This window comes from Streptomyces sp. NPDC088097 (assembly GCF_044741845.1).
Classification (GTDB): Bacteria; Actinomycetota; Actinomycetes; order Streptomycetales; family Streptomycetaceae; genus Streptomyces.
Genome location: NZ_JBIUTJ010000014.1, coordinates 98,909 through 118,580, shown reverse-complemented (window position 1 = coordinate 118,580; position 19,672 = coordinate 98,909). Strand labels below are relative to the sequence as shown.

The following is a 19,672-nucleotide window of genomic DNA, read 5'->3' as shown; positions in this document are numbered from 1 at the left end:
GCCCCTATGGTGGTCCATGATGCTGACAACGCGCCAAGTGGATAGCCGCCGCGCAGGGGTTTCGTGACGCGACTGGTGCAGAACATCCGTTGCACGGTCAAGGTTCCTGGTGCCTACCGCTGCTGACTGAGTGAAAATACGACCGCCGCCGCCGACCGGGTGAGCCGCTGGGACGTACGGGTGAACGACCGGGCTGGATACCATGCCCTCGAAACACGCGTATGACACACGGGGGAACCGGATTGTTCGGCATCGTCAGACCTTGCGCGCACCGTCTGGGAGAGCGCTTCAAAGCCGAGTGGATGGCCCATCTCTGTGGGCTGTGCCTGGCACTTCGCGGTGACCACGGTCAGTTCGCGAGGGTCGTCACCAACTACGACGGGCTGCTGGTCTCCGTTCTGACGGAGGCTCAGTCGGGCCCGCTACCGGGCGCGAGGCGCACCGCGGGCCCCTGCCCGCTGCGCGGGATGCGCTCCGCGGCGGTGGCCAAGGGCGAGGGTGCCCGGCTCGCGGCCGCCGTCTCGCTGGTGCTGGCCTCGGCCAAGGTCCGCGACCACGTCGCCGACCGGGACGGCCTGTTGGCCCGCGCCCCGATCGCCCGGGCCGCCCGCACGGTCGCCCGGGGCTGGGACCGGGCAGGCGCCCGCACCGGGGCCTCGCTCGGCTTCGACACCGCGGTGCTCGTGGACGCCGTCGACCGGCAGGCCGGCATCGAGACCTTGGCCGGCGCCGGCACGTCCGTACTGGTGGTGACCGAGCCCACCGAGACCGCGACGGCGGCCGCCTTCGCCCATACCTCGGTGCTCGCGGGACGGCCAGGCAACGCCGCCCCGCTCGCCGAGGCCGGTCGCTACTTCGGGCGGCTCGCGCACCTCCTCGACGCCGCCGAGGACCAGGCGGCCGACGCCGCCGCGGGCGCCTGGAACCCGCTCACCGCCACCGGCACCTCCCTCGTCGAGGCCCGGCGGCTGTGCGAGGACGCGCTGCACGGCATCCGGCTCGCCCTGCGCGAGGCCGAGTTCGTCGACGCGGGGCTCGCCCACCGGCTCCTGGTGCACGAGCTGCGCACCTCCGTCGACCGGGCCTTCGGCACCGCGAGCTGCGGCCACACCGCCACCGCCTCGGCGGGTCAGGGCCACGGAGCGCCCCCGCAGGGCTACCCGGCGCCCCCGCAGGGCTACGGGGCGGCCGGGTACGGGCCCGTCGCCGGGAACCCGTACGCGCCCGGGAACCCGTACGCGCCCGGAGCCCCGGCGCAGCCGGGTGGTCCCGGGACGCCGCCGCCGGGTGGGCCGGGCGGGCCGGGCGGTGGCGGTGGCGGCGGGTTCGGCGGGCTGCCTCCGCAGAAGCCGCGGCGCGGGCTGCTGGCCGGTTGCGCCGTGTCCATCGGCCTCTTCTGCACCTGCCAACTGTGCTGCACGGACCACGAAGGCCCGTGGTCCCGACAGAAGCGGGACGCGTGGTGCGACGACTGCGATTGCTGCGACTGCGGCGATTGCTGTGATGGGTGCGATTGCTGCGACTGCGGGTGCGACTGCGGCTGCTGATTTCACATCAGTTTCACAGGCCCGGACGGGGTACGGGGTGGTTCCCGTCCGGGTCGGCGTGGAAGGGTTGATCGGCATGAGTGACGACCGAGAGACCAACGCCTGGCGGGAGTGGCACGAGCACCGGCTCGCCACCGTCTCCGCCCCCTACGGACCCCTCGCCCTGACGGGCACCCACTGGCTGTCGGACCACCCGGAGGGTCGACTTCCGGCCGTTCCGGGCCACTGGCGCGCCACCCCGGACGGGATCGTCCTCGTCGCCGGCGCCGGGGACGGCATCGAGATCGACGCCAAGCCCTTCGAGGGGGAGACCGTCCTCACCGCCGACGAGGGCTCGCCCGCGCACTCCCGGGTCGCCGTGGGCGAACGGCGCCTCGTGGTGCTCCTGCGCGAAGGGGAGTGGGCGGTGCGCGACTTCGACCCGGCCTCCCCGGCCCGCACGTCCTTCGAGGGCATCGAGGCCACTCCCTACGACCCGGCCTTCGCGCTCCCCGGGACCTTCCGTCCCTACGATGAGGAGCGCAGCGTCCAGGTCGAGAACGTCGACGGACGCGCGCGCGGACTCGGCCTCGGCGGTGAGCTGTCCTTCTCCTTCGACGGCGCCGTCCACACCCTTCAGGTGGCCGTGGACGAGGGGGACGGCAGCCTCTGGGCCGTCCTCGGCGACGCCACCGGGGGTCGTTCCAGCTACCGCTTCCGCTTCCTGCGCCCCGGGGCCCCCGCCGCCGACGGCACGATCCTGGTGGACCTCAACCGGGCCCTGCTTCCGCCCTGTGCCTTCGCGGACCACTTCATCTGCCCCTTCCCGCCGCCCGGGAACACCCTGCCCTTCGCGGTCGAGGCGGGGGAGCGGCGGCTGAAAGGCGCCCTTGCAGCCGCCCACTGACGTCGGGACACTCCCGAAAGCGTCATCCGGCGGACTTGTCAGGGGCACGGCGAAACGTACGGCGATACCCATGGGCGTACCGGTAGGTGCCCACGGGCACACCCGTACGCCGGCCCCGGCCCCCACCGCCGCTCACGGGCTCCGGCACCCCCACGTCGCCGGGCCCCCGACCCCCTTCCGGGAGGACGTGAAGTGAGGATCAACATGACCCGCCTGCGGCTGCTCGCCGCGGCCACCGGCCTGGCCGCCGTCGCCGCGCTCGCCGCCCCCACCGCCGCGAACGCCGACAGCGGCGACACCGGCTTCACCGCGGACCGCCTCGCGGCCGCCGGCGCATCGGTCCTGCGCGCCGACGTCGCCGGCACCGCCTGGCACACCGACCCCGCCACCGGGACCCTCGTGGTCACCGCCGACTCCGGCGTCACCGCCACCGACCTCGCGAGGATCCGTCGCGAGGCCGGGGCCGACGCCGCCGCGCTGCGCATCGAACGCACCCCCGGCAAGATCCGCAAACTGCTCTCCGGCGGAGACGCCATCTACGCCACCAGCTGGCGCTGTTCGCTCGGCTTCAACGTGCGCAGCGGCAGCACCTACTACGTCCTGACCGCCGGCCACTGCACCGACGGCGCGGGCACCTGGTGGACCAACTCCTCGCACACCAGCGTGGTCGGCTCCACCGCCGGATCCAGTTTCCCCACCAATGACTACGGCCTCATCAAGTACGCGAGCAACTCCCCCGTCCCGCCCGGCACCGTCGGCAGCCAGGACATCACCAGCGCCGTCAACGCCACCGTGAACATGTCCGTCACCCGGCGCGGCTCCACCACCGGCATCCACGGCGGCACCGTCACCGGCCTCAACGCCACCGTGAACTACGGCGGCGGCGACATCGTCTACGGGATGATCAAGACCAACGTCTGCGCCGAACCCGGCGACAGCGGCGGCCCGCTCTACTCCGGCTCCCGCGCCGTCGGTCTCACCTCGGGCGGCAGCGGCAACTGCTCCTCCGGCGGCACCACCTTCTTCCAGCCGGTCGTCGAAGCCCTCAACGCCTACGGCGTGAGCGTCTACTGATCCGCGCCCCCTCGTCCGGCCCCCTGGACGTCCTCCCGCCTTCTGGGAGGATGTCCAGGGTGTCCGTGTGTCCTTGGGGGAGGCAGGTTTCCGCATGCAGGTGGCCACATGAAACGCATCGGCGTGACCGGGCACCGGTCGATCCCCGACGAGGCCCTGGGCCACGTCCGTGACGGCCTGTGGGCCGTCCTGGGCGGTCACCGGGGACCGTTGGAGGCCTTCTCCAGCCTCGCCGACGGGGCCGACCAGCTCTTCGCCGACATCGCCCTCGAATGCGGGGCGGACCTCACCGTCGTGATCCCCAGCGGGGACTACGAGGACACCTTCGAGGACCCGGACGCCCTCGCCGGCTACCGGCGCCTGCGCGGCCGCGCCGCGCAGGAGGTGCGGATGGCCTTCGCCCGCTCCACCGACGAGGCCTACTACGCCGCCGGCACCTACATCGCCGACTCCTGCGACCGCCTCGTCGCCGTCTGGGACGGACAGCCCGCGCGCGGACACGGCGGGACCGGCGAGATCGTCGCCTACGCCCGCTCGCTGGGCAAGCCCGTCACCGTCATCTGGCGCGAGGGCGTGGCCCGCGACTGAACCACGCCCCCGCGCCCCGGCTCCCGGGTCCCGCTCAACTGCTGTGTCGGGCCAGCCAGTCCGTGTGCTGCGGGGACACGTACCGCTCCGTCTCGAACACCGCGGTCGGCCACTGCGGTTCGGTGATCGTCGTCTGCATCACCACCATCATCGCCGACAGGTCCTGCTCGATCAGCGTGTGCGCCTCGATCAGCGGGTGGTGGCGCCGCACCTCGTTCCACGCGATGCCGGCGGCCGCGGCCGCGCTCAGCAGCCCCGCCGACTTCGGCTCCGGCCCCTCCCCGAACGCCCCCAACAGCGCGAACAGCAACGCCAGGCACGTGAGCAGCACGATCGTCCACGACCACAGCGCCGTCGCCCGCCGCGAGCCCTCCGTCTTGCGCTGGTACCAGTTGCGCTGCTCGATCAGCCGGTCCCGGACGTACGTCTCCCGGCGCACCGGATAGTCCAGCCCGCGCAGCCGGTGCATCGCCCCGGTGATCTCGGCGCCCTCCGGCACCAGGCCGTCCGCCCGCGGATCCCGCCAGCCCATCTTGCGCAGCTCGTCGAGCCCCTTCTCCAGCCGCGCCCCGTACACCCCCTCCGGCCCGGTGACCTCGCTGCCGAAGGGCGCCCCGTGTACGGCGTACCGCCACGCCAGGGACTTGATGAACTCCGCCGCGCTGCGGTTGAGCTGCCACTGCGGACGGGCCCGGCGCCGGGTCGCCCGTACGCCCACGGCGAGCACCCCCGCGTACGCCAGCGCGCTCAGCGCCCCGAACACGTGCAGCGAACCCACCGAGGGCCCGGACGGCAGCGCGGCCACCGCCGCCGCCGCGACCAGCAGCAACAGCTGCGCCCGCGTGGCCTGGGTGGACTCCCGTTGCCGGGAGATCGCCGCCCGGTCGGTGTGGTGGAAGAGGACCGGCAGGTCCTCGTTGCGAAAGGTCATGCTGTCGGTCACAGCGCCCCCCTGCTGTCGGGTGGCGGGCGGCGGGAGCCCCGCGGCCGCGAGGCCCCCGCCGCCCGCCGTCGGATCACACCGCCAGCGGCTCCAGGTCCCGGTGGACCCGCCGCTCGTCACGCGCGTACCGGGTCAGACCGTGGTCCTCCCCGAGCAGCCGCGTCAGCTCCGCCACCGTCTCCGCCCGCACCCGGGTCGCCTCCTCCTTGCGGCCCATCATGTCCAGGCTCACCGCCATGTTCGAGGCGCTCGCCAGGGTCTCCGGATGGTGCGCGCCGAGCGCCTCGCGCAGCCGCAGCACCGCCGTCCGCTCCAGCTCCAGCGCCCCCTCCGGATCACCGAGGTCCGCGCGGGCGTTGGCGAGGTTGAGGTTCGCGAAGATGGTGTGCGGGTGGTTGTCGCCCAACACCTCGCGCATGCTGCGGATCGTCTGGCGCAACATCGAGTCCGCCGTGTCCGCCGCGCCCGTGCCCCAGTGGAAGACCGCCAGGTTGTTCAGCGCCGCCAGGGTGTACGGGTGCCTCTCGCCCGGCACCTTCATGTACTCGTCCACCACCTCCTGCGCCAGGTCCCGGGCCGCGCCCGGCTCGCCCGTCGCGAACAGGTCGGAGGCCAGGTTCAATTCACAGGCCAGCAGGTCCGGATTGACCGACGTGTACTTGGCCCGGTAGCGGTTGCGGGTCGCCGTCGTCAGCCGCAGCGCGTCCTCCAGCTCCCCGGCCCTGCGCAGCGACACCGCCAGGTTCTTCGCCGCCGACAGCGTCCCCGGGAAGGCCCGGCCCAGCTGCTGCTTGTAGATCTCGTACGTCCGGCCCAGCAGTTGCACCGAGTCGTCGTACCGGCCCACCTCGCGCAGGTCACGGGCCAGGTTCTGCGCCGAGGACAGGGTGTAGGGGTGGTCCGGGCCCAGCACCTCCGTACGCCGGTCGAAGACCTCTTGGTCGATCTCCCGGGCCCGCGCGTACTGCCCGATCATGCGCAGGTTCAGCGCCAGGTTGTTCGCCGCCGCCAGGGTGCGCGGGTGCGCCTCGTGGAAGATCTGCCCGAAGCCCTCGTGCGCCGCCGTCGCCAGCTCCATCGCCTCCCCGTACCGGCCCAGCGCCCCCAGGTCCATCGCCAGGCCGCTCGTGGTCATGTACGTGTGCGGGTGCGAGGGGCCGAGCGCGGCCCGCTGCCGCTCCAAGGTGCCCTCGTCCAGCTCCATCGCCTCCATGAACCGGCCCTGCGAACGCAGAATGTTGGAGAGGTGGAAACGCAGGTAGAGGTACTGGAGGTCGTCGCCGCCCAGGGTCTCGCGCCAGGTCTCGCGCAGCTCCTCGCCCAGCGCGTACGCGGCCTTGAAGTCACCGCGCTTCCACAGGTACCGCACCCGGTCGATCAGCAGCCGGCGCGTCTCCGGCTCCTTGCAGAACCGGGCCTCCGACGGACTCAGGTGCGGCCAGATCGTGTTGAAGCGCGGCCAGGTCGCAGGATTGTCTATCGGCTCGTCGTCGTCCGGCCGGGCGCCCGCCAGGATCCGGTGCACCGCGTGCCGCGCCTCGCGCTGCTCCTCCTCCGACAACTGCGCCCGGATCACCGCCTGCACCAGGCGGTGCACCTGGATGCTGTTGCTGACCTGGTCCACCTTGGCCATGGCGAAGCGCCCGATCTCCCGGATCACCCGGCCCAGCACCAGCTTCTCCTGGAGGGAGGAGTCGTACGGCTTCAGCGCGTCGATCATCTCCTTGCTGTACAGGAGGTTCGCCGAGATCGGCTCCGGCGCGAAGAAGGCACACAGCTGCAACAGCCGCACGGCGGCGGGGGAGCGGGACTGGAGCCGCTCGATCGACACGTTCCAGGTGGCGGCCACCGGCTCCGGGTACCCGGGCGGCTGGTTCAGACCCAGCACCCGCGCGGCCTGCTGCGCCAGCTGCTCCAGGTACGCCGACACCGGGGTCGCGGTCTCCGCGATCCAGGCGCCCGCCTGCTCCACGGCCAGCGGCAGGTCGCCCACCGCCACGGCCACCTGCTCGGCGTCCTCCTTCGTCAGCCCGGGCGCGCGCCGCTGGAGGTGCTCGATGGACTCCTCGCGCAGGAAGACGTCCACCGGCAGCGCGTCCCCGTACTGCGACCAGGACTGGTTGCGGGAGGTCACCAGCACGTGGCCCGGTCCGCCCGGCGGGAAGAACCGCTTCAGGGTCTCCGGATCGTCGGCGTTGTCGAAGACCAGCAGCCAGCGCGAGGAGGGCACCCCGCGCCGCAGCAGGTCGATCGCCTCCTGGGAGGCCGCCGACATGTCCTCGCCGGTCTGCGCGCCCAGGCGCACCGCCAGCTCCGCGAGCGCGGCGACCACGTCGTCGGTCTGCTCCGAGGAGATCCACCACACCAGGTCGTAGTCGGCCATGAACCGGTGCACGTACTCCAACGCCACCTGCGTCTTGCCCACCCCGCCCAGCCCGTACAGGGTCTGCGGCTGCGGCAGCACCACGGCCATCCCCCCGCCGAGCTGGTCGCGCATCCGCTCCAGGACGATGCTGCGCCCGGTGAAGCCGGAGTTGCGGGGCGGGGCGTTCCAGATCTTCGGGACCGTCCCCGGGAAGCGTGGGCCGGGCTGGGAGACGCCCGCGACGCTGTCCGGCAGGGCCATCGGGCGCTCCACGGCCCGCAGCAGGGCGGTGGTCGCGTGCACCTCGTCCAGTCGGAACAGGTCCACCGGGTTGCGGTCGATGTACGGGGTCGCGAGCCGTACGTCGCCCACGCGCAGCGCCACCAGCTGACGGCGCCCGCCCGTCGGGTCCTCGGCGGCCGCCCGGTTCCACACGTCCACGGCCCGGGCCGATTTGAGGTAGGCGCTGGACAGCAGCACCACCGTCCGCGCGGCGGTGTCGATTCCGATGCCGGCGCCGAGCGTGTCCCCGGGGGCGCCCGCGCCGGACGCGGTCGGCGCCCGCTCCGCCGACACGTCCCGGGGGACGACCCGGAAGCCGGCCCGGGTGAGCACCGACTCGATCCAGTCGGCCCACATCCGGTTCTCGGCGACGTAGGAGAGGAAGAGGTCGGCGGGCAGCGCCGGCCGGCGGCGGGTGAAGGCGTCCCGGATCCGCAGCCGCACCTCCTCGCCGATGGCGGGCATGGAGGTGACCTCGCCCTCGGTGACGACGGTGGTGAGCCGTTCGAAGGCGGAGAGCAGCGAGTTGGTCAGCCCGGCCTCGTCCCCGAAGGTGGCCAGGGTCTCCTCGTAGGCGTAGTACGGGCGGTACGGGATCTCCACCGCGCCCCAGTAGGAGGTCAGTTCGTCCCCGACCAGGCCGCCCGGGAACCGGTCGAACTTGATCCGGGCCAGGGCCCGGCCGGCGTCCGCCTTCTCCTTCTCGCCCTCGTCGATGCGCATCGGCACCGGAAAGATCTTGATGCCCCGGTCCGAGAACCGTTCGTCGATCTGGCGGGCCACCGAGGAGGCACCGTCGATGGACTGGTCGGACAGGGTGAAGCAGTCCACCAGGACGTCCGGGAGGTGCACGGTGCAGATGTCGGCGATGTCGGACAGCCCGGTGCGGCTGTCGATCAGCACGTAGTCGTAGTTCCGCTTCATGTCCGCCCGCAGGGCGTCGAAGAAGAGGCCGCCTCCGAGCCGGTCGTAGAAGTTGTCCCAGTCGAAGGTGGACACCGTCGCCGAGTACTCGCGGTTCTGCCGGCCCGCCGACACGAAGTCGAGGGTCCCGCCGTCGGGGAACTCCCACCCCAGGTTCTCCGGGGTGAGGGAGACGGCGTGCGGCTGGATCCGCGCGTAGTCCTTGTGCCAGTCGTCGGCGCGCTGCACCGGGCTGGTCGCGGCCCAGGCGTACTCGCTGATCAGATCGATGACCCCGGTCGTCGCCCCCAGGGTGGAGGGGTCCAGGAAGGGGTGGAAGAAGCGGTGCAGGCCCGGGGCCTCCAGGTCCCAGTCCACCGCGAGGACCCGCTTGCCGTTGGCCGCGAGGATCCAGGCGGTGTTGGCGAGGGCCATGGTGCGGCCGGTCCCGCCCTTGTACGAGTAGAAGGTGACGATGCGTCCGTCTCGGCTGTCACGACTGGCTGTCATCCGCGTCCCCCCGGTCGGTGTGCGTGGTGTCGTGCTGCCCGTCCGGCCCGTGCCGCCCGTCCGGTCCGTCTGCTCCCTGGTGCCCGTCCGCCCCCCGGTGGCCGTCCGGTCCGTCCGGTCCGTCCGCCCCGTCCGGTCCGTCCGCCCCGTGCCGCGCCGTCGGCGGGAAGGGCGCGCGCGGCCGGACGGGAGGCCCGCCCATGCCCATCGGCCCCAGCAGGCGGGGGCGTTCGATGTGGGCGTTCCCGGCCGGGAGGTACACCTGCGCGTGTCTGAGGAACTGCTGCGCGGCGGCCTCGACCACTTGGGGCAGGATCTGTCCGAGGGTCTCCATGTTGGCCACGCCGTTGGCAGCCGCCCGACAGGCCGCCCGCCCCTGGCCCATCTTGATCGGCAGGGTCTCCTCCAACAACCGCACCAGCTCGGCCTCCTTGGCCCGGCTCTGGTGGTCGTAGCGGTTCCACGGCACCACGACGTTGACCCACGGGCGGGACTCCTGGTCGAAGGCGGCCAGCCGGCGGCGCCGCTGCTCGTCCTCCACCGCCCACCGGTCGACGATCAGGATCTCCGGCCGGGTCGGCGGCTGCTTGCTGTCGAAGTGGCCCGCCTCGTCGTCGAAGGACGACACGGTGGTCTGGTAGTTGAGGTTCTTCACCAGGTCCTCCGCCACGTACGCGATGGGCCGCTGGGAGGTGGGGTGGTACGGGTTCCACTCCAGCGCGCTCTCCCCGTAGTACTCGGGGCTGCGCCCCTCCGGCAGGTCGTGCCGGGAGGCGGCGGCCACCGTGACGTGGAGGGTGCGGGCCGGGGCCGCGGGGCCCCCCGCGTGGCCCGCGCCCTGGCCGCCCGCCGGACCGAAGGCGCTGGGCACCACCCGGTAGTCGAGGGGACGGACGGAGTCCAGGCGCACCGTCTCGGCCACCCGCACGATCCGTTTGGCCAGCTCGTACACGGCCCGCTCGTACTGTTCGGCGTACCCGCGCAGCTTGATCAGCCCGTAGAGCCCGTCGGTGACGTAGCGCTCGCCGAAGGTGTTGTGGTTGAACTGCAAGCGCTCGGCCGGCCCCGGAAGCTGCGAGGGCGGCACCGGTACCCACAGGGCCGGCACGATCGCCTCGGCCGGCTCGTTGCTCACCGCGCCGTGCTGGATGGCGCGCTGCGCGAAGGCGTACCACTCCTTCCCGCACATCTCACTGGCGAAGTAGCGCGGCGAGAACAGGGGGACGAAGACCCGGCAGGTGGCGAGCGCCGCCCCGAGCCGTTCCGACCAGCCCTCGCCGCTGCGTATCTCCCGGTCCATGAAGCCCGCGTCGGACCCGGCCGGCAGGTCGGTCAGCGCCATGACGTGGCTGCAGAGGTCGCGGAAGAGGCGCTCCACCCACATGTCGGGGTCGGGACCTCCGGGCCCGAATCTCGGTGTATGCGCATAACTGAGAAAGAAGTACGGCTGCACTGATGCGGGCACACGACCCCCGTCCCGAAGATGCGAGCGAAGAAACATCATTCCGGAGCTGCTTCGCGACATCCCCTCATCGTTCAGTCAATCAGCGTCTGTTTTCGGTCATCCAGTCCACGGCGTGATCGACGGCGTCCGGAATCGAGAAGAGCACGGCGGACGCGCCCCCCACCCGCCCCTCGCGCACCCTGGAATCGGGGAATGCCCGGCCGATCTCCGCGAAATCTCCGTCGTCCAGCGCGACGTCCTCGTAGGAGGTCCACTCTCCCTCTGCTCGCGGGCCCGGAAGGTTCACCTTCACCACACAGTCGTACATGCGCAAGGGTGGCTTCGGAATTCGATACTCCGCCAGGTGGAAAGCGGAACAGGCCGAAAATCCCACATTGATCATGAGTACCTGCCCTCCCTCCCAGCACAGTTTTCCCAGCGGGGACTCCTCGCCCAGATGGCATTCCAGCCGGTGCCCCGCGCACAGCCGCTGCGCGTCGGCCCCGAGGGCCGCGAAGGAGGTCTGCGGGTGGGCGCTGCGGGCCGCGCCGGGAGCCGTACGGACCGCCTCGGCGAGGGCGCCCATGCCCTGGCTCGGGGTGAGGTCCGGGTCGAAGGGGGGCATCCGGGACCGGAAGGCGGCGACCTCCGGCGGGGCGAGGCCCGCGATCCGGGCCAGATGGGCGCCGGAGGTCAGGGAGTTCGCCGGGGTGAAGGCCGGCACCACCAGGGTCCCGGCGGGGCCGAGGGTACCGGTGAGGGCGTCGCGCAGGGTCTCGGCGCGGAGCCCGGTGCCGCTCAGGGAGGCGTGGACCAGCAGGCGGGCGCGGGGCCGGACGCCGAGGAGGCGCAGCTGCGCGGCGAGCGCGAGCCGGCTGGGGGGCGTGCGGATGGCGGGGGTGCTGCTTGGGGGAGCGGCGGCGGCGCGGGGCGGGCTGCCGGGGGGAGGGGTGGCGGCGGCGCGGGGCGGGCTGCCGGGGGGAGGGGTGCTCACGCGTCCACCGACTTGAGTTCCCAGCGCAGTTCCTCCACCAGCCGCTTGCCCGTCACCGTCAGCTCGGCGGCCTCCGCCAACCGGTCCAGGGCCCGGTGGATCCGGTCGGCCCCGTCCGGCTCGTGCCCGTCCGTGGCCCGGTGGTACGCCTCCACGGCCACCCGCTCGTGCACGTCCGCCAGCAGCCGCGACACCGGTACCGGGCGCTCCCGCCACGGCGAGGGGTGCTGCCAGGCCCCGTCCAGGGCGTACAGGTCGGTGACCTCGGTCAGCGCCCGCAGCCGGGCCCGGCGCCGCCCGGTCAGCAGTGCCAGGGCCGTCTCGCCGGCGCCGGCCCCGTACGGCACTCCGAGCGCCCCCGGCCCGTGCCGCCCGGCCTCGCCCCAGTCTCCGGCCCGCGGCCCGCCCGCCAGCGGGGTCAGCGTGCTCAGTCCGTCGGCGGTCGCCCGGGCGAACCCCGGGACGGTGCGGTGCAGCAGGGCCCAGGCCGTGTCCAGGCGGCCCCGCAGCTCGTCGGCCTCGCCCGCGCCCAGCCGGAGCCGGGGCGGGCGGGCGAAGCAGTTGCGGTACGGGTCCAGGTCCTCCAGGGCCACCGGAGCCGCGTCCGGTCCGGGCGACCAGGTCCGTACGGGCAGCCAGCGCGCGTCCCCCGCCGCCGGGCCGAAGCGGTGCTCGGCGCGCCCGTCGCGCACGGCGTACCCCTCGTCGGTGGCGCGCAGCGCGGCCCGGCCGTCGGTGCCGGGCTCCCCGAGGCGCAGCAGCCCCAACGTCGGCAGGTACACCTCGCCGTCCCGGTAGGCCACCTCGGCCGGCAGGTCCAGCCCGCCCCGCAGCACGGCCGCCGCCGCCAGCGCGGCCAGCCTGCGGGCCGCTCCGGGGGCGTCCGAGCGGCCTCCGGGAGCGGCTTCGAGGGCCTCCAGGACCCAGGTCCGGGTGAAGGGGTGGCCCAGTACGGCGTCCAGCGCGTCGGCGCCGGCCACCCCGGCCCGCTCCACCTCGGCGAGCAGTTCCCAGGACCGGGCCCAGTCCGGGTCCGCGGCAAGCTCCCCGTGCAGCCGGGCCAACAGCAGCCGGGTCAACTCGTCGTGGGATCGTGCCAGTTCGGCGGGGTCGGCCAGCTCGGGGGCGGTCTGCCGGGAGGCGGTGCGCGCCTCGACCCCGTCGACCAGTTCGCGCAGGTCGGTGCAGTACACGGAGGGGTTGTCGAAGCCGCTGTCCGGCCGGTAGCGGTGGGTGTAGAGCCCGCCGCCGCACGAACGTACGACCGGGCAGCGGCGGCACGCCCCGCTGACACCCGCCAGGCCCAGCTGCCGGGCCCGCACCCCGGGATGGGCCGCGACCTGGTCCAGGGTGTGGTCGAAGACGTTGAAGCCGGTGGCCGCGGCCCCCTCGTAGGCGCTCTTGAGGGAGTCGACCTGCTCCAGTTGCCCGTCGGTCTCCACGACCACCAGGTCGGTCGGCGCGAGCCCGAGGGCCTCGGTGAGGCTGGGGCCGCCGCCCAGGGTGGACAGCAGGGACTCGAAGAGCCGTACGGGGAAGGGTCGTTCGAGGTGCTCCCAGCGGTCGAAGATCCGCAGCAGCCAGCGGGCGTACGCGTCGGGCGCGTCCCCGGGCCGGGCGGGCGGGGTCTCCCAGGTGGCGTGGGGGAGCAGGAAGTCCACCCGGGGAGGCTCCAGTTCGGCCAGGGCGTCGAGCACGGCGTCGGGGTCGTTCGCCACGTCGACGGTGCACAGCAGGCCCTGGTAGAGGTGGCGGTAGGACTCCGAACGGAGCAGTTCGACGGCGGCCAGCACCAGGGGGTGGCTCGTACGGCCGTCCGCGAAGCGGCGGTGACGGTCGTTGGCCGCGCGGTCCCCGTCGAGGGAGATCCCCACCCGGACGCCGTACTCGGCGAAGAGGTCCAGGTAACGGGGGCTGAGCTGGAGCCCGTTGGTGTGGATCCGCAGGTCCAGGGCGGCCGTACCGGCGAGGGCGCGGGTGAACTCCTCGCACACGAGGCGGAGCCGGGCCGTGCCCGCCAACAGGGGTTCCCCTCCGTGGAGGATCACCGTGACGGAGGGGAGTTCATGGTCACGGGCATGTTCGGCGAGTCGCGACGCGGTCTGGTGAATGACCTCGGGGGAGATCACCTTCGGTCGGGCCCGCCAGCTTTGATCTGCGTGTTCGTAGACGTAGCAATGATCACAAGCGAGATCGCATCTGCTGTGAACCTTCAGGACGATCTCGCGGAATGCGATCAGGCCGGTCATTGCTCCAGTCTAGAGCTCGTGACGCTCCGTCAGAGCGCGGAGTTGAAGATCGGTGCCTGAACGTGACGACCGGATTCCGACGGAAGCACCCGACCGAGCGTCGCGGCGGCGGAAGCACTGCGGACGTCGAGCTGCGCGAGCGGAACCCGACGGCCCTTGTTCGTGCAGGTCGGGGGGGTTGCGGAAGTGTTCACGACACCGTCCTCGGGGGAGGCCATCCGAAGGGGGAAGGGATGGAGGGGAATGGCGCCAGCGCGTCGCTGCCGTCAAGCGTGGACTTTACTCGCCCACACCCCATTGGCAACCGAGACATGACGCCTGGTCAAGCGTTCTATCGAAAGCGTGGCGCAATTCTCACGGGCCCGTATACGGGCGTTCGCGCACCATCAAGATCGAATTCCCCGGAGACGGCCACGAAAGGCATCGGCGCAGGTCGGTACGGTGGGCGGATGCCCACGACCCCACTGATCCTGCTGCTGTCCGGAAGCCTGCGCGCCGGTTCCTCCAACGAAACCGTCCTGCGCACGGCGCAGGCCCTTGCGGCCGAGGGCGCCGCCCCGGTGCGCACGCAGCGTTACGAAGGCCTCGGCGCCCTCCCGCACTTCAACCCCGACGAGGACACCGACCCCCTCCCGCCCCCGGTCGCCGCCCTGCGCGCGGCCATCGCCGGGGCCTCGGGGGTGCTGGTCTGCACCCCCGAGTACGCGGGCTCGCTGCCGGGCTCCTTCAAGAACCTGCTCGACTGGACGGTCGGCGGCACCGAGATCTGCGACAAGCCGGTCGCCTGGGTGAACGCCGCCGCCCCCGGCCGGGGCGGCGGCGCGGAGGCCGCGCTGCGCACGGTGCTCGGGTACACGGGCGCCGCGATCGTGGAGGAGGCCTGCGTCCGGATCCCGGTGGCCGGGGAACCTCTCTCCCCGGCCGGTCTCCTCACCGCACCCACCGCCCTCACCCGCCTCACGGCAGCCCTCACCACCCTGGCCACGGCGATGACCGTCCCCGAAGGGGGCTGAGGGCGACCGAGCGCGATCGGGGCCCACGGGCTCCCGACCACGACCGAAAGGGCGATTGCCTCCCGCCCCGGCGAAGGGCGGGCGCCGCCGGGCCGTCGCCGACGACACCAGGACCGGTTCGATCACGCGGGTCGAGCTTCTCCGCGCCGCCGGACGGATGGAGCGTCACGGACTCCGGTTCCCGAAGGTCGACCGGGATCTCCGTCCCCCGTGAACGCCCGCCCCGGCGGGACGGACTACGCCGGTTGCTGTTCGATCAGGGGGTCGCGCAGGAGCCAGGTGAGGATGTTCGGGAGGGCGTGCAGGGCCGCGAAGTGGGCGGCGGCCGGGTCGATGGTGGTGGTGGCTCCCGGGATGCGGCGGCCCAGCCAGCGGGAGTGGCCCACGGGGGAGAAGACGTCCAGCTCCCCGTGCCAGATCAGCACCGGGCAGCGGATGTCGGCGGGGTCGAAGCCCCAGGGGCGGCTGAAGGCCAGGATGTCGTCGATCCAACCCCACGCGGAGGTCCGCACCCCCTCGCGGTAGTTGCGCAGCAGCATCGCCCGCAGGCCCGCGTCCGAGACGATCATGCGGTCGTCGGCGGTCAGCTCCCGGCGCAGCTCCTCCAGGAGGCGGCCCGGGTCCCGGCGGATGCCGGCCGCGCGGGGGATCAGCCGGGCCACCAGCTCGTCGGGGTCGTCGGAGGCGTACGTGTACTCGCGCACGTTCGAGTCGGCCATCCCGTCGAACCAGTCCAGGTCCTCCGCGTCGCGCGGGGCGAGGGGCACCAGGGCGGCCGTCCGGGTCACCCGGTCGGGCAGCAGCGCCGCGCAGGCCAAGGCGCCCGGGCCGCCTCCGGAGCGGCCGGCGACCGCGAAGGTGTCCAGGCCGTAGGCGTCGGCGACGGCGGCCACCTCCCGGGCCACGTCGGCGACGGTGCGGCCCGGGTGGCGGTCGGAGTCGCCGTAGCCGGGCCGGTCGTAGGCGATGAGCTGCGTCCGCCGCTGGTAGAGGACCATCCCGCGGGGGGCCGGGCCCAGCCGGCTGCCGGGCATGCCGTGGAGCAGGAAGACGGGCTTGCCGTCCGGGTCTCCCCAGCGCTCCGCCACGAGGGTGCGTCCGTCCGGGGTGCGCACCTCTTTGCGCACGCGTTCCCTCCTTCGTCTCCGACGCCAACGGCGGTCAGGCCGATTGTGCTCTCGGCTCGTGGAATGCGGTAGGGCGCACTCCGCTCGAAATTCTTGTGAAAGTTTTCACAAGCGCACAGGGGTCCAAAGTCCCCCCACGTTCACGCAGGTCAGAGCCATGATCGCGAGGCGGTGAACCGGTGTGAACGGACCTTCGGCCCTACGGAAAGGGGCTTTTTCGGCGGCGCGGCTTCCGCTTTTGGGTGTCGAATTGAGCCATCAGGAAAACGGGTCGCCGGTTGTTCGGGCCGGGTTCGAAATGAAGGAGTTCCTGCCATGCAGGCCAACGAGATGGTGGACGGACTGGTCCAGGGAGCGCTCGCGGCGCTCGGCCGGTTCGAGTCGTTCAACCAGGAGCAGGTCGACCACATCGTCAAGAAGGCTTCGCTGGCCGCCCTGAGCCGTCACGGTGAGCTGGCCAAGCTCGCCGTCGAGGAAACCGGTCGCGGGCTGTTCGAGGACAAGGCCGTCAAGAACCTCTTCGCCTGCGAGCACGTCGTGAACTCGATGCGCGGGCTCAAGACCGCCGGTGTCATCCGTCGCGACGAGCTGAACGGCATCACCGAGATCGCCGAGCCGGTCGGCGTGGTCTGCGCGATGACCCCGGTCACCAACCCCACCTCGACCACCATCTTCAAGGCCCTGATCGCCCTCAAGACCCGCAACCCGATCATCTTCGCCTTCCACCCCTCCGCGCAGAACTGCTCCGCCGAGGCCGCCCGCATCGTGCGCGACGCCGCGATCGCCGCCGGCGCCCCGGAGAACTGCGTCCAGTGGGTCACCGTCCCCTCCATGGAGGCCACCGGCGCCCTCATGAACCACCCGGGCGTCTCCACCATCCTGGCCACCGGCGGGAACGCGATGGTCAAGGCCGCCTACTCGTGCGGCAAGCCGGCCCTGGGCGTCGGCGCGGGCAACGTCCCCGCGTACGTCCACAAGAGCGCCAAGCTGGGCCGCGCGATCCACGACATCGTGCTCTCCAAGGCCTTCGACAACGGCATGATCTGCGCCTCCGAGCAGGCCGTCATCCTCGACCAAGAGGTCTACGAGCCGGGCATCGCCGAGTTCAAGCGACTCGGCGCCCACCTCGTCTCCGCCGCCGAGAAGACCAAGCTGGAGCAGTTCGTCTTCGGTACGACGGCCTACGCCGCCGACTGCGCCGGAGCCAAGCTGAACCCGGCGGTCGTCGGCAAGTCCCCGCAGTGGATCGCCGAGCAGGCCGGGTTCACCGTCCCCGAGGGCACCTCCATCCTGCTCGCCGAGTGCAACGAGGTCGGCGACAGCGAGCCCCTGACCCGCGAGAAGCTCTCCCCGGTCCTGGCCGCCCTGAAGGCCTCCGACACCGAGCACGGCCTCGAACTGGCCGCCGCGATGGTCGAGTTCCACGGCCTGGGGCACAGCGCCGCCATCCACGCCGAGGACGAGGACCTCGTCGAGGAGTTCGGCAGGAAGGTCAAGGCGATCCGGGTCATCGCCAACTCGCCGTCCACCTTCGGCGGCATCGGCGACGTCTACAACGCCTTCCTGCCCTCCCTCACGCTCGGCTGCGGCTCCTACGGCCACAACTCGGTGTCCAACAACGTCACCGCGGTCAACCTGATCAACGTCAAGAGGATCGGACGGCGCAACAACAACATGCAGTGGTTCAAAGTCCCGCCGAAGATCTACTTCGAGCGCAACTCCATCCGCTACCTCGGCGAGATGGAGGGCATCGGCCGCGTCTCGATCGTCACGGACAAGACGATGGTCGCCCTCGGCTTCGTCCAGAGGGTCACCGACATCCTCAACTCCCGTCCCGGCAAGGTCGCCATCCAGGTCATCGACAACGTCGAGCCCAACCCGGAGCTGTCCACCGTCCGGGCCGGCGCCGCGATGATGCGCGAGTTCCGGCCCGACACGATCATCGGCCTCGGCGGCGGCTCCCCGATGGACGCCGCGAAGATCATGTGGCTGATGTACGAGCGCCCGGAGGTGGAGTTCGGGGACACGAAGGAGAAGTTCTTCGACGTCCGCAAGCGCGCCTACAAGTTCCCCTCGCTCGGCGAGAAGGCCAAGATGGTCGCCATCCCGACCACCTCGGGCACCGGCTCCGAGGTCACCCCCTTCGCCGTGATCTCCGACCCGGCCGCCGCCCAGAAGTACCCGCTCGCCGACTACGCGCTGACTCCGAACGTCGCCATCGTCGACCCGGTCCTCCCGATGGGGCTGCCGGCCACGGTGACCGCCGACTCCGGCTTCGACGCCCTGACCCACGCCACCGAGGCGTACGTCTCCGCGTACTCCAACGACTACACCGACGGCCTCTGCCTCCAGGCGATCAAGCTGATCTTCGAGAACCTCCAGCGCTGCGTCGTGGACGGTCCGAACGACCCCGAGGCCCGCGAGAAGATGCACAACGCCTCGACGGTGGCGGGCATGGCCTTCGCCAACGCCTTCCTGGGCCTCGTGCACGCCATGGCCCACACCCTGGGCAACACCTTCAAGGTGGCCCACGGCCGGACCAACGCGATCCTGCTGCCGCACGTGATCCGTCACAACGGCACCGTCTCGCACAAGGCCACCCCGTGGCCGAAGGCCGAGGTCTACCGGGCGCCGGAGCGCTTCCAGGAGATCGCGCGGATGCTGGGCCTGCCGGCCGCCACCGCCGCCGAGGGCGTCGAGTCCTACGCCAAGGCCGTCGAGGAGCTGCGCACCAAGTGCGGGATCCCCGCCTCCTTCGCCGAGGAGGGTGTGGACGAGGCCGCCTTCGTCGAGGCCCTGCCGACCCAGGCCATGAACGCCTACGCCGACCAGTGCGCCCCCGCCAACCCGCGGATGCCGATGATCGACGACATGCGGCAGCTGATGCGCCAGGCCTACTACGGCAACCCCGAGGGCGCGCCGGCCAAGAAGGCCGCCAAGAAGAAGTGACCTGAGAACGCGGAAGGACAAGGGCCCGCCCCGGCCGTCAAGGCCCGGGGCGGGCCCTTCGCGCGTGCCCGGGGGCCTACGAGCCTTCGTACGTGGCGCGGGGCCCGCGCGTCGTGCCCGGGCGTGAGGCCTACGAGGCTTCGCGCGTGCCCGGGGGTCTACGCCTCCGGGACCCGCGGCGGGGTCGGGATCAGCAGGGCGGTCGCCGAGCGGGCCCGCGTCAGGGCCCGGGCACGGTCCGCGCCGCGCTGGCCGAGGACCACCCGGGTGCTCAGCCCGTCCAGCAGCGCGAGCAGCTCCGAGGCGCGGGCGGGTACGTCCAGCGGGGCGAAGCGGCCCTGTTCCACGCCCCGGGTCAGGAGCGCCTCCAGGTCCTGCTGCCAGCCCTCGTCGATCTCCTCCTGGGCGGCCTTGAGCGGCTCATTGGAGGCGGTGCGGGCCCACAGCTCGATCCACAGCGTCCAGCGGGGGTCGCGCGGGCCCTCGGGGAGGTAGAGCTCCAGGTAGAGCGCGAGCTTGCGCGGGGCGGTGAGTCGGCGACCGAGCAGGGCGCGCCGTTCGACGGCCAGTTGCTCCTCGCTCCAGCGCAGGGCCTCCAGGAGGAGCCGGTCCTTGCTGCCGAAGTAGTACAGGATGTGGCCGCCGCTGGTCCCCAGCCGCTCGGCCAGCGCGGACATCGTGAGCGTGGCCAGCCCGTCCTCGGCGATCGCCGTCATGGCCTCTTCGAGCATGCGTTCCTGGGCGATCTGCCCGTCCCGCCGCCGTGCCGCTCCCGCCACCGGTCCCGCCTTCCCGATC

General features: G+C 72.3%; 14 protein-coding genes. 6 read left to right on the top strand and 8 right to left on the bottom strand.

The window, feature by feature from the left end; all coding sequences use genetic code 11:
* Positions 1-242 precede the first annotated feature (242 nt).
* From ACIOD1_RS28990 to ACIOD1_RS28975, 4 genes are all read left to right on the top strand, one after another.
* The gene (locus ACIOD1_RS28990; RefSeq protein ID WP_401905630.1) at positions 243-1,547 is read left to right on the top strand and encodes a DUF5685 family protein; all 1,305 of its coding nucleotides are present in this window, start codon (positions 243-245) and stop codon (positions 1,545-1,547) included.
* A gap of 76 nt (positions 1,548-1,623) precedes the next feature.
* The gene (locus ACIOD1_RS28985) at positions 1,624-2,433 is read left to right on the top strand and encodes a DUF1684 domain-containing protein (RefSeq protein ID WP_401905569.1); all 810 of its coding nucleotides are present in this window, start codon (positions 1,624-1,626) and stop codon (positions 2,431-2,433) included.
* 204 nt (positions 2,434-2,637) lie between these two features.
* Entirely contained in the window at positions 2,638-3,507 is an 870-nt protein-coding gene (locus ACIOD1_RS28980) for a S1 family peptidase (protein ID WP_365623541.1), read from the top strand.
* Positions 3,508-3,615: 108 nt separating this feature from the next.
* Complete coding sequence (locus ACIOD1_RS28975; protein ID WP_365623444.1) at positions 3,616-4,095, top strand: hypothetical protein; 480 nt, start codon at positions 3,616-3,618, stop codon at positions 4,093-4,095.
* A gap of 34 nt (positions 4,096-4,129) precedes the next feature.
* On the opposite strand, the gene ACIOD1_RS28970 is transcribed toward ACIOD1_RS28975, so the two are convergent.
* The 6 genes from ACIOD1_RS28970 to fxsA form a co-directional block, all read right to left on the bottom strand.
* The gene (locus tag ACIOD1_RS28970) at positions 4,130-5,026 is read right to left on the bottom strand and encodes a DUF4231 domain-containing protein (RefSeq protein ID WP_365623442.1); all 897 of its coding nucleotides are present in this window, start codon (positions 5,024-5,026) and stop codon (positions 4,130-4,132) included.
* Positions 5,027-5,111: 85 nt separating this feature from the next.
* Complete coding sequence (gene fxsT / locus ACIOD1_RS28965) at positions 5,112-9,098, bottom strand: FxSxx-COOH system tetratricopeptide repeat protein (protein WP_401905566.1); 3,987 nt, start codon at positions 9,096-9,098, stop codon at positions 5,112-5,114.
* Positions 9,082-10,599: a TIR-like protein FxsC gene (locus ACIOD1_RS28960; RefSeq protein WP_401905627.1), complete on the bottom strand. Its 1,518-nt coding sequence runs from the start codon at positions 10,597-10,599 to the stop codon at positions 9,082-9,084. The genes fxsT and ACIOD1_RS28960 overlap by 17 nt, the downstream gene beginning before the upstream one ends.
* 43 nt (positions 10,600-10,642) lie before the next feature.
* Positions 10,643-11,536: an aminoglycoside N(3)-acetyltransferase gene (locus ACIOD1_RS28955; protein ID WP_401905564.1), complete on the bottom strand. Its 894-nt coding sequence runs from the start codon at positions 11,534-11,536 to the stop codon at positions 10,643-10,645.
* Entirely contained in the window at positions 11,533-13,785 is a 2,253-nt protein-coding gene (gene fxsBH, locus ACIOD1_RS28950) for a radical SAM/SPASM protein FxsBH, inactivated beta-hydroxylase extension form (protein ID WP_401905562.1), read from the bottom strand. The genes ACIOD1_RS28955 and fxsBH overlap by 4 nt, the downstream gene beginning before the upstream one ends.
* A 29-nt stretch (positions 13,786-13,814) precedes the next feature.
* Positions 13,815-14,003 (bottom strand): FxSxx-COOH cyclophane-containing RiPP peptide, encoded by a 189-nt coding sequence (fxsA, locus tag ACIOD1_RS28945; protein ID WP_365623434.1) that lies wholly within the window; start codon positions 14,001-14,003, stop codon positions 13,815-13,817.
* Positions 14,004-14,234: 231 nt separating this feature from the next.
* Here fxsA and ACIOD1_RS28940 point away from each other — a divergent pair, with 231 nt between their 5' ends.
* On the top strand, positions 14,235-14,798 hold the full coding sequence (locus tag ACIOD1_RS28940) for an NADPH-dependent FMN reductase (protein WP_401905560.1): 564 nt from the start codon (positions 14,235-14,237) through the stop codon (positions 14,796-14,798).
* Positions 14,799-15,034: 236 nt separating this feature from the next.
* Here the strand turns inward: ACIOD1_RS28940 and ACIOD1_RS28935 are convergent, their stop codons facing one another.
* The gene (locus tag ACIOD1_RS28935) at positions 15,035-15,925 is read right to left on the bottom strand and encodes an alpha/beta fold hydrolase (protein WP_401905558.1); all 891 of its coding nucleotides are present in this window, start codon (positions 15,923-15,925) and stop codon (positions 15,035-15,037) included.
* Between the two features lie 315 nt (positions 15,926-16,240).
* Here ACIOD1_RS28935 and adhE point away from each other — a divergent pair, with 315 nt between their 5' ends.
* On the top strand, positions 16,241-18,874 hold the full coding sequence (gene adhE / locus ACIOD1_RS28930) for a bifunctional acetaldehyde-CoA/alcohol dehydrogenase (protein ID WP_401905555.1): 2,634 nt from the start codon (positions 16,241-16,243) through the stop codon (positions 18,872-18,874).
* Between the two features lie 158 nt (positions 18,875-19,032).
* Here the strand turns inward: adhE and ACIOD1_RS28925 are convergent, their stop codons facing one another.
* Entirely contained in the window at positions 19,033-19,653 is a 621-nt protein-coding gene (locus tag ACIOD1_RS28925) for a TetR/AcrR family transcriptional regulator (protein ID WP_365623426.1), read from the bottom strand.
* Positions 19,654-19,672: the final 19 nt, after the last annotated feature.

Excerpts from the sequence above, each read along its gene's own strand:
- ACIOD1_RS28980 (WP_365623541.1), top strand. The coding sequence starts at position 2,638 with ATGACCCGCCTGCGGCTGCTCGCCGCGGCCACCGGCCTGGCCGCCGTC.
- ACIOD1_RS28970 (WP_365623442.1), bottom strand. The coding sequence starts at position 5,026 with ATGACCTTTCGCAACGAGGACCTGCCGGTCCTCTTCCACCACACCGAC.
- ACIOD1_RS28940 (WP_401905560.1), top strand. The coding sequence starts at position 14,235 with ATGCCCACGACCCCACTGATCCTGCTGCTGTCCGGAAGCCTGCGCGCC.
- ACIOD1_RS28985 (WP_401905569.1), top strand. The coding sequence starts at position 1,624 with ATGAGTGACGACCGAGAGACCAACGCCTGGCGGGAGTGGCACGAGCAC.
- fxsA (WP_365623434.1), bottom strand. The coding sequence starts at position 14,003 with ATGGCCTCCCCCGAGGACGGTGTCGTGAACACTTCCGCAACCCCCCCG.
- fxsT (WP_401905566.1), bottom strand. The coding sequence starts at position 9,098 with ATGACAGCCAGTCGTGACAGCCGAGACGGACGCATCGTCACCTTCTAC.
- ACIOD1_RS28975 (WP_365623444.1), top strand. The coding sequence starts at position 3,616 with ATGAAACGCATCGGCGTGACCGGGCACCGGTCGATCCCCGACGAGGCC.
- fxsBH (WP_401905562.1), bottom strand. The coding sequence starts at position 13,785 with ATGACCGGCCTGATCGCATTCCGCGAGATCGTCCTGAAGGTTCACAGC.
- ACIOD1_RS28960 (WP_401905627.1), bottom strand. The coding sequence starts at position 10,599 with ATGTTTCTTCGCTCGCATCTTCGGGACGGGGGTCGTGTGCCCGCATCA.
- adhE (WP_401905555.1), top strand. The coding sequence starts at position 16,241 with ATGCAGGCCAACGAGATGGTGGACGGACTGGTCCAGGGAGCGCTCGCG.